At 61.6% G+C, this 13,686-nt stretch carries 13 protein-coding genes; 7 read left to right on the forward strand and 6 right to left on the reverse strand.

Features of this window, described 5'->3' with window-relative positions:
• Positions 1–9: 9 nt before the first annotated feature.
• Together purU and fdhA are read left to right on the forward strand one after the other, a co-directional pair.
• Positions 10–867, forward strand: coding sequence for a formyltetrahydrofolate deformylase (purU, locus tag HBO09_RS20060; protein ID WP_029296961.1), 858 nt, complete (start codon positions 10–12; stop codon positions 865–867).
• A gap of 199 nt (positions 868–1,066) precedes the next feature.
• Positions 1,067–2,266, forward strand: a complete 1,200-nt coding sequence (fdhA, locus tag HBO09_RS20065) for a formaldehyde dehydrogenase, glutathione-independent (RefSeq protein ID WP_038443950.1) — start codon at positions 1,067–1,069, stop codon at positions 2,264–2,266.
• Between the two features lie 131 nt (positions 2,267–2,397).
• Here the strand turns inward: fdhA and HBO09_RS20070 are convergent, their stop codons facing one another.
• Positions 2,398–2,856: an anti-sigma factor gene (locus tag HBO09_RS20070; protein ID WP_169999452.1), complete on the reverse strand. Its 459-nt coding sequence runs from the start codon at positions 2,854–2,856 to the stop codon at positions 2,398–2,400.
• Between the two features lie 182 nt (positions 2,857–3,038).
• On the opposite strand from HBO09_RS20070, the gene HBO09_RS20075 reads away from it, so the two are divergent.
• Positions 3,039–3,608, forward strand: a complete 570-nt coding sequence (locus HBO09_RS20075; RefSeq protein ID WP_169999451.1) for a DUF2780 domain-containing protein — start codon at positions 3,039–3,041, stop codon at positions 3,606–3,608.
• On the opposite strand, the gene HBO09_RS20080 is transcribed toward HBO09_RS20075, so the two are convergent.
• Positions 3,605–4,492, reverse strand: coding sequence for an acyltransferase (locus HBO09_RS20080; RefSeq protein ID WP_169999450.1), 888 nt, complete (start codon positions 4,490–4,492; stop codon positions 3,605–3,607). The two genes, HBO09_RS20075 and HBO09_RS20080, sit on opposite strands and share 4 nt — an antisense overlap.
• 175 nt (positions 4,493–4,667) lie before the next feature.
• Between HBO09_RS20080 and HBO09_RS20085 the strand changes: the two genes are divergently transcribed.
• The 4 genes from HBO09_RS20085 to creD are packed head-to-tail and all read left to right on the forward strand — an operon-like array spanning position 4,668 to position 8,768.
• Entirely contained in the window at positions 4,668–5,168 is a 501-nt protein-coding gene (locus HBO09_RS20085; RefSeq protein ID WP_169999449.1) for an ATP-dependent zinc protease, read from the forward strand.
• A 58-nt stretch (positions 5,169–5,226) separates the two neighbouring features.
• On the forward strand, positions 5,227–5,904 hold the full coding sequence (gene creB / locus HBO09_RS20090) for a two-component system response regulator CreB (RefSeq protein ID WP_169999448.1): 678 nt from the start codon (positions 5,227–5,229) through the stop codon (positions 5,902–5,904).
• Positions 5,904–7,343: a two-component system sensor histidine kinase CreC gene (gene creC, locus HBO09_RS20095; RefSeq protein WP_169999447.1), complete on the forward strand. Its 1,440-nt coding sequence runs from the start codon at positions 5,904–5,906 to the stop codon at positions 7,341–7,343. Before creB ends, creC begins: the two co-directional genes overlap by 1 nt.
• Positions 7,344–7,394: 51 nt before the next feature.
• Positions 7,395–8,768 carry a cell envelope integrity protein CreD gene (gene creD, locus HBO09_RS20100; RefSeq protein ID WP_169999446.1) on the forward strand — a complete coding sequence of 458 codons (1,374 nt, stop codon included), beginning with the start codon at positions 7,395–7,397 and terminating at the stop codon, positions 8,766–8,768.
• Positions 8,769–9,096: 328 nt separating this feature from the next.
• On the opposite strand, the gene HBO09_RS20105 is transcribed toward creD, so the two are convergent.
• The 4 genes from HBO09_RS20105 to HBO09_RS20115 form a co-directional block, all read right to left on the reverse strand.
• Positions 9,097–9,726 carry a glutathione S-transferase family protein gene (locus HBO09_RS20105; protein WP_169999445.1) on the reverse strand — a complete coding sequence of 210 codons (630 nt, stop codon included), beginning with the start codon at positions 9,724–9,726 and terminating at the stop codon, positions 9,097–9,099.
• A 164-nt stretch (positions 9,727–9,890) separates the two neighbouring features.
• The gene (locus tag HBO09_RS29010) at positions 9,891–10,070 is read right to left on the reverse strand and encodes a hypothetical protein (RefSeq protein ID WP_262381291.1); all 180 of its coding nucleotides are present in this window, start codon (positions 10,068–10,070) and stop codon (positions 9,891–9,893) included.
• Complete coding sequence (locus tag HBO09_RS20110; protein WP_169999444.1) at positions 10,067–11,170, reverse strand: PepSY-associated TM helix domain-containing protein; 1,104 nt, start codon at positions 11,168–11,170, stop codon at positions 10,067–10,069. The genes HBO09_RS29010 and HBO09_RS20110 overlap by 4 nt, the downstream gene beginning before the upstream one ends.
• Positions 11,171–11,242: 72 nt before the next feature.
• On the reverse strand, positions 11,243–13,672 hold the full coding sequence (locus HBO09_RS20115) for a TonB-dependent siderophore receptor (RefSeq protein ID WP_169999443.1): 2,430 nt from the start codon (positions 13,670–13,672) through the stop codon (positions 11,243–11,245).
• Between the last annotated feature and the right edge of the window lie 14 nt (positions 13,673–13,686).

The following is a 13,686-nucleotide window of genomic DNA, read 5'->3' on the forward strand; positions in this document are numbered from 1 at the left end:
TTAACTGTAATGAGCCGCGCACCCGATACATGGATTTTGACCGCCGATTGCCCCAGCGTGCTCGGCACGGTGGACGCGGTCACCCGCTATCTGTTCGAACAGGGCTGCTACGTCACCGAGCACCATTCGTTCGATGATCGCCTCTCGGGGCGCTTTTTTATCCGCGTGGAATTCCGTCAACCCGACGGCTTCGACGAGCAGGGTTTTCGCGATGGCCTGGCCACGCGTGGCGAAGCCTTTGGGATGATCTTCGAGCTGACGGCGCCCAACTACCGGCCCAAAGTGGTGATCATGGTCTCCAAGGCCGATCACTGTCTCAACGACCTGCTGTATCGCCAGCGCATCGGGCAACTGTCGATGGATGTGGTCGCGGTGGTGTCCAACCACCCTGATCTCAAGCCGTTGGCCGACTGGCACCAGATTCCCTACTACCATTTCCCCCTCGACCCCAACGACAAACCGTCCCAGGAGCGTCAGGTGTGGCAAGTGATTGAAGAGGCGGGCGCCGAGCTGGTGATCCTTGCGCGCTACATGCAAGTGCTGTCGCCGGAACTGTGCCGCAAGCTCGATGGCAAGGCGATCAACATTCACCACTCATTGCTGCCGGGGTTCAAGGGCGCCAAGCCGTACCACCAGGCGTACAACAAGGGGGTGAAGCTGGTCGGCGCCACGGCGCATTACATCAACAACGATCTGGATGAAGGTCCGATCATCGCCCAGGGCGTGGAGGTAGTGGATCACAGTCATTACCCCGAGGATTTGATTGCCAAGGGGCGGGATATCGAAGGGCTGACCTTGGCCCGGGCGGTGGGGTATCACATTGAGCGGCGGGTGTTTTTGAACGCCAATAGAACGGTGGTGCTCTGATGGACGCCTTCGCGAGCAAGCCCGCTCCCACATTTGACCGTGTTCCAAAGTTGGAATGCAGTCGAATGTGGGAGCGGGCTTGCTCGCGAAGAGGCCCTCACTAACAACGCAAAAAACAGCATCTGCAACCCGAGCACTTAAACGCGCAGCCCAACCCAAGGGCGACGCGGTTCCATAAAAACAACAGCGAGGTGAAAGCATGTCTGGTAATCGTGGTGTCGTGTATCTCGGCAACGGTCAGGTCGAAGTACAGAAAATCGACTATCCCAAAATGCAGGACCCCCGTGGCAGGAAGATTGAGCACGGCGTCATCCTGCGCGTGGTCTCCACCAACATCTGCGGCTCCGACCAACACATGGTGCGCGGCCGCACTACCGCCCAGACTGGCCTGGTTCTGGGCCATGAAATCACCGGTGAGGTGATCGAGAAGGGCAGCGACGTCGAGAACCTGAAACTCGGCGACCTGGTGTCGGTGCCATTCAACGTTGCATGTGGGCGCTGCCGCTCCTGCAAGGAACAACACACCGGCGTCTGCCTGACCGTCAACCCGGCGCGTGCCGGTGGTGCCTACGGCTATGTGGACATGGGCGACTGGACCGGCGGCCAGGCCGAGTACGTGCTGGTGCCGTACGCCGATTTCAACCTGCTCAAACTGCCGGATCGCGACAAGGCCATGGAAAAAATCCGCGACCTGACCTGCCTCTCCGACATCCTGCCCACCGGCTACCATGGCGCCGTTACCGCTGGCGTTGGCCCGGGCAGCACCGTGTACATCGCTGGCGCCGGTCCCGTGGGCCTGGCCGCAGCGGCTTCGGCGCGCCTGTTGGGCGCGGCGGTGGTGATCATCGGCGACGTCAACCCGATCCGCCTGGCCCACGCCAAGGCCCAGGGGTTTGAAATCGCCGACTTGTCCAAGGACACGCCACTGCATGAGCAGATCGCCGCCTTGCTGGGCGAGCCGGAAGTGGATTGCGCGGTGGATTGCGTGGGCTTTGAAGCCCGTGGTCACGGGCATGATGGCGTCAAGCACGAGGCCCCGGCCACGGTACTCAACTCACTGATGGGCGTGGTGCGCGTCGCAGGCAAGATCGGCATCCCCGGCCTGTACGTCACCGAAGACCCGGGCGCGGTGGACGCTGCCGCGAAAATGGGCAGCCTGAGCATTCGCTTCGGTCTGGGCTGGGCCAAGTCCCACAGCTTCCACACCGGCCAGACTCCGGTGATGAAGTACAACCGCCAGTTGATGCAGGCAATCATGTGGGACCGCATCAACATCGCCGAAATCGTGGGCGTACAGGTGATCAGCCTGGATGACGCGCCGCGTGGCTATGGCGAGTTCGATGCCGGTGTGCCGAAGAAGTTTGTGATTGACCCGCACAAGCTGTTCAGCGCGGCGTAATCACAGCCCCTGATAGCAATGTGGGAGCGGGCTTGCTCGCGAAAGCGGAGTGTCAGTCAGCGAATATGGCGACTGATACACCGCTTTCGCGAGCAAGCCCGCTCCCACATTGGTTGTGTTGTGTTTGGGCGTTAGCGAATTGCCAGCGCGCCCTGGTACACCGTCGGGCCGGTAGGCTGCTTGCTTACCGAGCCACCCTTGGTTTCCGAACTGACCATCAATTCCACCGGCTGGCTGATGGTTTCCTGTTGGCGCGGATTCAGGCCAATGATGCCTTTGCCATCTTCCGGCAACAGGCCCAGGGATACCGGTGTACCGCCGGCTGGCAGGGCCCACAGTTCGAGGCTGCGGTCCGGCTCCGGCGCGGTGGCGGCAATCGGTTGGACTTCCAGGTAATCCTTGTGCGCCATGATTTGCGCAGCTGGTTGTTGGCTGGTGCTGACCAGGGTCGCGGCGGACTTCACGCTGTCCTGTGTGTAGAGCGCGCCGCCGATACCGGCAACCACCACCACGCAGACGCCGATGAACAGACGCGGGCGGGTCCAGAATGAGGGCTTGTGCTCGATCACTGGGGGGAGGGTCGCAGTCATAAGGCTCTTCCTGACAAGTTTTGTAGTGTGTTGATTGACCCTGTGGCGGGCGATGGGTTCCTAGTGGCAGTTTGATGGTCTGGGGGCTTGGGGCTTTTCTGAACAAATCTGTGACGTGGAACAACCTAGTGGATGCTGAGTCCAACGGCTGCTTCAGCTCCTAAATTTACGAGGTTGTCTCGATGAAGATTTCACGCGGTTTTGCCCTGTCCTGCCTCCTGACCGTGGCGGCCAGCCCGGTGTTTGCAGCAGGCTTCAGCCTGGGCGATGTGGCCAATGCCGTTGCTGGCGCCCAGGGCACCAACAAGGCCGCTGCTGCTGCGCCGAGCTCGGAAACCGCCGGTTTGTTGGGCGCACTGACCAAGCAGTTGAATGTCACCCCGGAGCAGGCTGTTGGTGGTACCGGCGCCATGTTGGGCCTGGCCAAGAACCAACTCAGCAGCACTGACTATTCGCAGTTGGGCAAGCGCGTACCGGGCCTGGACAAGCTGTCGGGTAGCAACGCATTGGGCAGCCTGGGCGCCCTGAGCGGCATGCTCGGCCAAACCGGTGGCAGCAAGACCAGCGGCCTCGATGGCCTGCTGGGTAACGTCAAGGACACCAACGACCTGAACACCGCGTTCAGCGCCTTGGGCATGGACAGCGGCATGATCGGCCAGTTTGCCCCGGTGATCCTGCAGTACCTGGGCGGCCAGGGTGCCGACAGTTCATTGCTTGGCAAGCTGGCCCAGGCCTGGGGTACCGGCAGCTAAGGCTGTTCGGCGCGCAGTTGGGCAATGCGCGCATCCTTCTCCATCCAGAGCTGGTTGACCCAGTTCTGGACGGTCTGGCGAAACGCCGGATCATTCTCGTAATCCCCCTGCCACAACGCTGGATCCAGCTCGCGGGTGCGGATATCGACAATCACGCGGGGCACCGCGCCGCTGATCAAATCCCAGAACCCTGGAATCTTCTCCTGTGGATACAACACGGTCACGTCGAGGATCGCATCCAGCTGTTCGCCCATCGCCGCCAGTACAAACGCCACGCCACCGGCCTTGGGCTTGAGCAGGCGGGTAAATGGTGAGTGTTGCTGGGCCCGCTTGGCTTCGGTGAAGCGCGTGCCTTCGAGGTAGTTGACCACCGTCACCGGCTGGCGCTTGAACAGCTCGCACGCCTGTTTGGTGATCTTCAGGTCCTGGCCCGCCAGTTCCGGGTGCTTGGCCAGGAACGCCTTGCTGTAGCGCTTCATGAACGGGTAGTCCAGGGCCCACCAGGCCAGGCCCAGGAACGGTACCCAGATCAGTTCCTTTTTCAGGAAGAACTTGAAGAACGGTGTACGCCGGTTGAGGGTCTGGATCAGCGCCGGGATATCCACCCAGGATTGATGGTTGCTGATCACCAGGTACGAGGTATCGACCCTCAACCCGGTATCGCCGCGAATATCCCACTGGGTAGGAATGCACAGGGCGAAGATCAGCTTGTCGATCTCGGCCCAGGTCTCGGCGATCCACATCACGGCACCGGAGGCGTAGTCCCGTGAACGACCGGGCGCCACCAGCTTGAGCAGGGCGAATACCATCAGGGGGCCGATCAGAATCAGCGTGTTGAGTAACAGCAGCAGTGTGACGAAACAGCCGGTGAGCAGGCGGCGCATAAGGAACTCTTGCAAGCGGTTGGACGGGCCATGATAAGCAGCTTGAGTCTAGAGGCCAAATCGCAAATGGCCTGACGAATGTTTCACTTTGTGTTGCGTATGCTGGGGCACGATCCAACTTTGTGCTGCGTTTGCAGTCTAGTATTTGCCTACTTACCTCAAGGAATCCTCCTACGTGAAATCTCTCCTTGCCCTATTAGCCGTGGTGGCCCTGCCGGTCATGGCCGCCGAGCCGACCCTGTACGGGCGCTACGAATACATCCAGTTGCCGGAAATCGGCGAGACCTTCAAGGCCAAGATGGACACCGGTGCGCTGACCGCTTCGCTGTCGGCTCGCGACATCCAGACCTTCACCCGCGATGGCGAAGACTGGGTGCGTTTCCGCCTCAGCGGCAAGGACGTCAGCAACAAGGTTTACGAGCACAAAGTGGCGCGCATCAGCAAGATCAAGAACCGCGCCGACGAAGACGAAGACGGCGAAGATACCAGCGTGGCCAAGCGCCCGGTGGTAGAGCTGGAAATGTGCCTGGGCAAGGTCAAGCGCACGGTGGAGGTCAACCTCACCGACCGCAGCAGTTTCAACTACCCGCTGCTGATCGGCGCCAAGGCCCTGCGTGAATTCGGCGCCGCCGTGAACCCGGCCCGCCGCTATACCGCCGACAAACCCGACTGCTGATTGACGCCGCATTAGGCATGGGGCACCGTTCACCTTTAGCTCCCAGTGCTCGGACGCCATGCCCCATATCCTGATTGTCGAAGACGAAGCGGCGATAGCCGATACGCTGATTTTTGCCCTGCAAGGCGAAGGCTTCACCACCACCTGGCTGACCCTTGGCCAGGCCGCGCTGGAGCATCAACGGCAGACCCCGGCAGACCTGCTGATCCTCGACATCGGCCTGCCGGACATCAGCGGTTTTGAAACCTGTAAGCAACTGCGCCGTTTCAGCGAAGTGCCGGTGATGTTCCTCAGTGCCCGCGACGGCGAAATCGACCGCGTGGTGGGCCTGGAAATCGGCGCCGATGATTATGTGGTCAAGCCCTTCAGCCCACGGGAAGTAGCGGCGCGGGTCAAGGCGATCCTCAAGCGTGTCGCGCCGGTTGCCGCGCCGGCCAGCGGCGGGCTGTTCCAGGTGGACCACGAGCGGGTGCAGATCCACTATCGCGGGCAGTTGCTGGGCCTGACCCGGCATGAGTTCCGCTTGCTCAACTGCCTGCTGGAGCAGCCCGAGCGGGTGTTCAGCCGCGAGCAACTGCTCGATGCCGTCGGCGTGGCCGCCGATGCCGGCTACGAGCGCAATATCGACAGCCATATCAAAAGCCTGCGCAGCAAGTTGCGGGGTGTGGCCGCCGATGCCGAGCCGATCCAGACCCATCGGGGCCTGGGCTACAGCTACAGCCCGAGCCACGCCTGATGCGCATGGGGCTGCGGATTTTCCTGGTGTATGCGCTGTTTATCGGCCTGACCGGCTACTTTGTGCTCAACACGGTGATGAAGGAAATCCGCCCCGGCGTGCGCCAGTCCACCGAGGAAACCCTGGTGGACACCGCCAACCTGCTGGCGGAAATCCTGCGTGAGGACGTGAAGAACCGCACCCTGGGCCAAAGCCACTGGCCGACCGTGCTCAAGGCCTATGGCGAGCGCCAGCCCGGCGCGACGATCTGGGGGCTGGCGAAGAATCAGGTCAACCACCGTATCTATGTCACCGATGCCAAGGGCGTTGTACTACTGGACTCGGCAGGCGAAGCCGTGGGCCAGGACTACTCGAAATGGAACGACGTGTACCTGACCCTGCGCGGCGAATATGGCGCCCGCTCGACCCGCAGCGATGCCGATGATCCGGCCTCGTCGGTGATGCACGTCGGTGCGCCGATCCGTGACAACGGGCAGATCATCGGCGCGGTCACGGTGGCCAAGCCCAACAGTTCGCTGCAACCCTATGTCGACCGTACCGAGCGCCGCCTGCTGTGGTACGGCGCCGGCCTGGTGGCCCTGGGCCTGGTGCTGGGGGCGTTGCTGTCGTGGTGGCTGAGCGCTGCGCTGCGGCGCCTGACCACCTATGCCCAGGCCGTCAGCGAAGGGCGGCGCGCCGAGTTGCCGCACTATCGCGGTGGTGAGTTGGAGCAACTGTCCACGGCGGTGGAGCACATGCGCACGCAACTGGAAGGCAAGGCCTATGTCGAGCGTTACGTGCACACCTTGACCCACGAACTGAAAAGCCCACTGGCCGCGATCCGCGGTGCGGCGGAGTTGTTGCAGGGTGAAATGACCCCGGCCCAGCAGCAGCGCTTTGTTGGCAATATCGCCAGCGAAAGCGCACGTTTGCAGCAGTTGATCGAGCGCCTGCTGAACCTGGCCCAGGTCGAGCAGCGCCAAGGGCTGGAGCAGCAAACCACCGTGCCGTTGGCCGCGTTGGTGGATGAAGTCCTCAAGGCGCAATGCGCGCGGATCGAACAGGCTGGGTTGCAGGTCGAGCGTCTGATCGGGGCTGATGTAAAGCTGTATGGCGAACCGTTCCTGCTGCGCCAGGCCTTGGGCAACCTGCTGGAAAACGCCCTGGACTTTACCCCGCCCGGCGGCACTCTGCGCTTTAGCGCCCAGGTGCGGCATCACGATGTCGATGTGTGCCTGTTCAACCAGACCGAGCCGATCCCCGAATACGCCCTGCCACGCCTGAGCGAGCGTTTCTACTCCCTGCCGCGCCCGGTCAGCGGGCGTAAAAGCACCGGCCTGGGCCTGAACTTTGTCGAGGAAGTGATGAAGCTGCACGGCGGCTCATTGCAGATCGGCAACGTGCCGGGCGGGGTGCAAGTGGTGCTGCATCTCCACACAGTCTCCACATTGCCCTCATAAATCCCCCACAGGCTGGCGCCAGACTCTCCCCATCAAAACAGGGAGAGACCCATGAACCGCAGCCTGCTATTCAAACTGGGCGCCATCGCGCTGCTGATCCTGCTATTGCTGATTCCGTTGCTGATGATCAACGGCATCATCAACGAACGCCAGGCGCTACGCGACGGCGTATTGATGGACATTGCCCGCAGCTCCAGTTACAGCCAGCAGGTGAGCGGGCCGTTGATGGTGGTGCCGTATCGCAAGACCGTGCGTGAGTGGAAGCTCAATGAAAAGCTCAACAAGCGCTATGAAGTGCTCAGCGAAGAGCAAGGCCGCCTGTACTTCCTGCCGGAGCATTTCGAGCTCGACGGCAAGGTGCAAACCGAACTGCGGGCCCGGGGGATTTACCAGGCGCGGCTGTTCCATGCCGACAACCGTATCAGTGGCCGCTTTGTGTTGCCGGCGCAGATGGGGATCAAGGAAGACTTTGCCGATTACACGTTTGAACAGGCATTCCTGGCCGTTGGTATCAGCGACATCCGCGGGATCGAAAACGCCCTGAAACTGGAGCTGGGCAGCCAACGCCTGGAGTTTGCACCGGGCACTCAAGTGAGTTTTCTTGGCGCCGGGGTGCATGTTCCGCTGCCCGCCCAGGACAGCAAGAACCCAGCGCCCCTGGACTTCGCCTTCGATCTGCGCCTGCAAGGCACCGAGCAATTGCAAGTGCTGCCGGTGGGCAAGACCAGTGTGGTCAAGCTGGCCTCCAACTGGCCCCATCCCAGCTTTGTCGGCAACTTCCTGCCGGCGCAGCGCGAAATCAACGACCAAGGATTCAGCGCCAACTGGCAGACCTCATTTTTCTCCACCAACCTTGAAGAGGCGCTATACGGCTGCGTGGTCGGCAGTCGCTGTGACAACTTCAATGAACGCGGCTTTGGCGTGAACTTCATCGACCCGGTGGACCAGTACCTCAAGAGCGACCGCGCGATCAAATATGCGTTGCTGTTTATCGCCCTGACGTTCGCCGGCTTCTTCCTGTTCGAAGTGCTCAAGGGCCTGGCGGTGCACCCGATCCAGTACGCGTTGGTGGGGGTGGCCCTGGCGTTCTTCTATCTGCTGCTGTTGTCGCTGTCCGAGCATATCGGCTTTGCCCTGGCGTACCTGATCTCGGCCAGTGCCTGTGTGTTGTTGATCGGTTTTTATGTGTGCCACGTGCTGCGCAGCGTGGCCCACGGCCTGGGATTCTCGGCGGGATTGGCGGCGCTGTATGGCTTGCTGTACGGGTTGTTGAGTGCCGAGGACTACGCGTTGTTGATGGGCTCGCTGTTGCTGTTCGGGCTGCTGGGCACGGTGATGGTGCTGACACGCAAACTGGACTGGTATGGCGTGGGCAAGCGTAAGGCGAGTGAGCCGTTGGAGTTTGACCTGGAGGCGGTGCAATGATCGGATTACGGGAAGACCAGCGGGAGAGGGCGCAACTGGTGGGGAAAATCAACGCGCTGTTTCCCGAGTTGCGCGACGCCTTTGGGGCAAGTGGGTCTGTTGTGGTTGGAGGGCTTGTTGTGGCTAGCAGGCCTGTTGTGGCAAGCGGGCTTGTTGTGGCGAGCGGGCTTGCCCCGCGCTGGGCTGCGCAGCAGCCCCAACCCCCAGCACCGAGGAGCCCCTGACACACCGCGTTTTGCTGGATTGGGGCTGCTTCGCAGCCCAGCGCGGGGCAAGCCCGCTCGCCACAACAAGCCTGCTCGTCACGGCAACCTGGTAGCCGCAGCAGTCAGGCAGGCGGCTGGGTCGCCAGCATTGAAGGCCGCTGACTGACCTCGGCGTACCAGGTGGCCAGTTTGGGATTGCTCGAACGCCACTGCAGGTCCGGATGGCGAAAATCCACATAGCCCAAGGCGCAGGCGACGCTGATGGCGGCGATGTCGAAATGGCTGGCCAACTCGGCGATAGCGTCCCGCTCTAGTTCGGCCAGGGTACGGCGGATCTTGTTGCGCTGTTCTTGCAGCCAGCTTTCCCACTGCTTGTCGGCCGGGCGCAGGGCGGTTTCATAGCGCACCAGCACGGCCGCGTCCATGATCCCGTCGGCCATCGAGGCCAGGGTCAGGCGCCGCCAGCGAGCCGAGCCGTCGCGGGGGATCAGTGGGTTGCCGACGTGCTGGTGGTCGAAGTAGTCGAGGATCACCCGGCTGTCGTGCAACACATTGCCATCGGCCAGGCGCAGGGCCGGGATCTTGCCCACGGGGTTGCCTTCGTTCAGCGCAAGGATCGGGTTGACCGGCGTGACCAGCACGGTCTCCAGGGCGACCCGGTCTTGCTGGCCGGTTTCATGGAGCAGGACCAGGACTTTGCGGACAAACGGCGAAGCGGGGTGCTGGAACAACGTCATGCTGGGCGCGGACATGGGCAATCCTCGGAAAAGGTCGGCCATAGACTAGACAGTTGCGAGGTGACTGGCGAGGGGGATCTTGGTTGTTTTTGCGAGCTTCATCGCAGGCAAGCCAGCTCCCACATTTGACGGTGTTCACACATCAAACTGTGGGAGCTGGCTTGCCTGCGATAGCGTCCTCAAGGCCGCCGTACCAATCCCCACAGACCGATTGCTGCGGGTATCCCCAGACCAAGCCAACTGAGGGAGTCCCAAGCCCCATCCCCCAGCAACGCCGCAAACAATCCGGCAGAACTGAGCAGCCCGATGCCCAGCGGCACTCCGAACACCTTCCAGAAATTCGACTGCCGTGGCCTCATGGCTTGGCCGCCTTGCGCCGCACCAGCCACAGATACACACCGCTGCCCAGCACGATGATGGTCAGCACATTCAGGACCGCCCAGAGGATTTTCATCGGCATGCCGCCATAGTCGCCAAAGTGCAGGGGCTGGGACATGCCCATGGCGTCCATGTACCACGGCCGCCCGGCGACGGCGGTGACGCTCAGGTCGCTGGCGTCGATCAACACTGGCGTCAGCAGGTGCGAGGTCAGGTGTGTGCTGCCTTTCATGAACACCGCGTAATGGTGCTCGCTGGAAAACCGCGTACCGGGGAACGCAATAAAGTCGGGCGTCATGCCCGGCGCGACCTGTTCGGCGATTTTCAGCAGGTCGGTGGCGGGCGCACGCAAGGTCAGTGGCGGCGCGTTCTTGTAGGGTTCGATCATCGCGGTGAGGCTGTCATTGCGCCAGGCGGCGATGATCAAGTCGGCACTGGCGCTGATCACCCCGGTGACGCCCACCACCAACGCCCAGGTCAGGGTGACGACGCCGATCAGGTTGTGCAGGTCCAGCCAGCGCAGGCGCGTGGACTTGTCCTGGCGCACGGTGGCGAACTTCAAGCGCCGCATGAACGGCAGGTACAACACCGTGCCGGAAATGATCGCCAACACAAACAGCACACCCATGAACGCCAGCAGCAACTTGCCCGGCAGCCCGGCGAACATATCCACATGCAGGCGCAGCAGGAACATCGTCAAGCCGCCATTGGCCGACGGCATCTCCACGCTTTCGCCGGTGCGCGCGTCGAGCATAAAGGTGTGGGACGAATTGGGCTCGGTGCCGGCGGTGGCCGCCATGATTGCAATCACGCCGTTCTTGTCGTCTTCGTCCCAGGCCAGGTACTGCATGGCTTCGCCAGGGCGATGGGCCTGGGCCTTGGCTACCAGTTGCTCAAGGTTGAGCTGCGGGGTATCGGCCGGCATCTGCTTGAGCTCGGGCTCATTGCCCAGCAGGTGATCGATCTCATGGTGAAAGATCAACGGCAGGCCGGTCAGCGCCAACATCAGCAGGAATACGGTGCAGATCAGGCTGGTCCAGGTGTGGATGAAGGACCAGCGGCGGATGGTTGTGCTTTTCATTTCATAGCCTTCAGACAAGCCAAAGCCGCCCACGGGAGGCGGCCTGGCTGTGGAGCAGGTTAGCTCAGTGCATTACCACTGGTAGGTGGCGCTGGCGACGACGCTGCGTTGGTCGCCGTAGTAGCAGTAGGAGGCATCACAGGTGGAGATGTACTGCTTATCGAACAGGTTGGTGGCGTTCAGTTTTACCGAGGCACCTTTGAGGCTATTGTCGAGGCGGCCAAGGTCGTAATGCACGGCGGCATCGAACACCGTGTAGGCATCGGCCTTGCCCAGCCAGGTGTTGCCTTGGTCGCCATAGGTGTTGCCGGTGTAGCGGGCGCCAGCGCCAATGCCGAAACCGTCGAGAACACCGTCGTGCCAGGTGTAGTCGGTCCACAGGGATGCTTGCTGGTTTGGCATCAGTTGCAGGCGGTTACCTTTGTAGATACCGGTCTGCACCTCGGATTTGGCCAGGGTGTAGGCGGCGATGACCTTGAGGTTCTCGGTCACATCAGAGATGGCTTCCAGCTCCAGACCCTTGACCTTCACTTCGCCGGCCTGGTCGGTGATCGATTCGCCACCCGAGCCGAACCGAGTGACCAGCACGTTTTTCTGGGTCAGGTCGTAAACCGCTGCGCTGAGCAGTGTGTTGCTGCCGGGGGGCTGGTACTTGACCCCCACTTCCCATTGCTTGCCTTCGGTGGGTTTGTACGACTTGACCGGGTCAACGCTGGCGTTGCTCGCTGGCTGGAATGACTCGGCATAGGACAGGTACGGTACAAAGCCCGAGTCGAACACATAACTCAGTGCAGCGTTGCCACTGAAGTTTTTGCTGCGGTCGGTATTGGTCGCGTCGCTCTTGTTGAGGTACGTGGTGCCTTGATGCACCCAGTCTTCACGTCCACCCAGGGTCAGGCGCCATTTGTCCAGGGCCATCTGGTCTTGCACATAGAGACCGGTCTGTACGGTTTTCTGGTCGTAGTCGTAGAACGCATCCTTGCGCGCTGGGCGCACGATTGGCTGCCCGTAGACCGGGTTGTAGATGTTAACGGAACCACCGTCACCAAAAATCGATAGATAAGAGCTATTGGTGCGCTGATGATCCAGGCCGATCAGCACAGTGTGATTGATATTGCCGGTGGCGAAGTCAGCCTGGAAGTTGTTGTCCACTGCAAACTGAGCGATGTCCTCGTCCACATCGGTCGAGGTGCGGCTGATATTGCCCTCAGCGTCCACCGGGGCGTAGAAGTAAGCGCCCACGGTCAGTTGCTGGAAGGACAGCTCCGATTTGGTGTAACGCAGGTTTTGCTTGAATTGCCAGGTATCGTTGAAACGATGCTCAAAGGCGTAGCCCAATGCGTAGTAGGTACGGTCGTAGAACTCGTAGTCCGGGTCACCCAGGTTCTTGTGATGGGATACTTCGCCCAACGGAGATTTGATCTTGGTGCCCACGATCGGCAGGAACTGACTGGTGGTGCCGGTATCGTCGCGAGTGAACTGCGACAGGAAGGTCAGCTTGGTATCGGTATTGATATTCCAGGTCAGGCTCGGCGCGATGTTGTAGCGCTTGTTGTCGATGTGATCGACCTGGGTGCCGGCGTCGCGCACCACGCCACTGAGGCCATAGAGGAACTGACCTTCATCATCGATCTTGCCGGTGCTGGCGAAGTTGATCTGGCGGTAGTTGTCGCTGCCGTACTGCACCTGGATGGCATTGCTTGATTCTGCGCTGGGGCGCCGGCTGACCATATCCAGCAGACCGCCCGGTGGGGTCTGGCCGTAGACCGACGAGGCAGGGCCACGCAGCAGGGCGAGGCGGTCGAGGTTCCAGGTTTCTGCTTTCGGGTTGGCGTACACACCACGAGGCAGTGGCAGGCCATCGAGGAAATGGGTGGGTTCGAAGCCGCGCACGCGCATCCAGTCATAACGGGTGTCACTGCCATAGCTGGCGGAAACGATGCCGGGCATGTACTTGACCGCGTCATCCAGGTTCTGCACGTTGCGGTCCAGCATCTGCTGGCGGGTTGCGACGGAGATCGAGCGGGGTGCTTCTACCAGCGCGGTATCAGTCTTGCTCCCCGCCGCCGTACGCGTAGCGACATAGCCATCCACCGGTCCCCAGGCGCTTTCATAGCTGCCCTGGCCAATGATGCTGGTCTCTGGCAGCGCAATTACACCCTCCGGGACGGGCACCAGGGTGAAGGTGCCGGCGCTGCTCTGCTCCAACTGCAAACCACTGCCGCGCAGGGCTTCACGCAGGGCACCCGGGGCGTCGAACTGGCCTTTGACCGGGGCCGAGGTCTTGCCTGTTGCCAGTGCTGGGTCGAGGGTCAGTGCCAGGCCGGCCTGGCTGGCGATCTGGTTCAGGGTGCTGGCCAACGGGGCGGCTGGCAGGTTGTAGGCACGCACGCTGGACGCCTGTTCGGCGGCAATTAGCGCAGTGCTGGCCAGCGGGGCGCTAAGGGCAATGGCCACGGCTAACAGGCTGGGGCGCAACAAGGTGTCTAGCGTGCGGGACATAGGGCGGCTCCGAA

This window comes from Pseudomonas sp. WS 5027 (assembly GCF_012985695.1).
Lineage (GTDB): Bacteria > Pseudomonadota > Gammaproteobacteria > Pseudomonadales > Pseudomonadaceae > Aquipseudomonas > Aquipseudomonas hygromyciniae.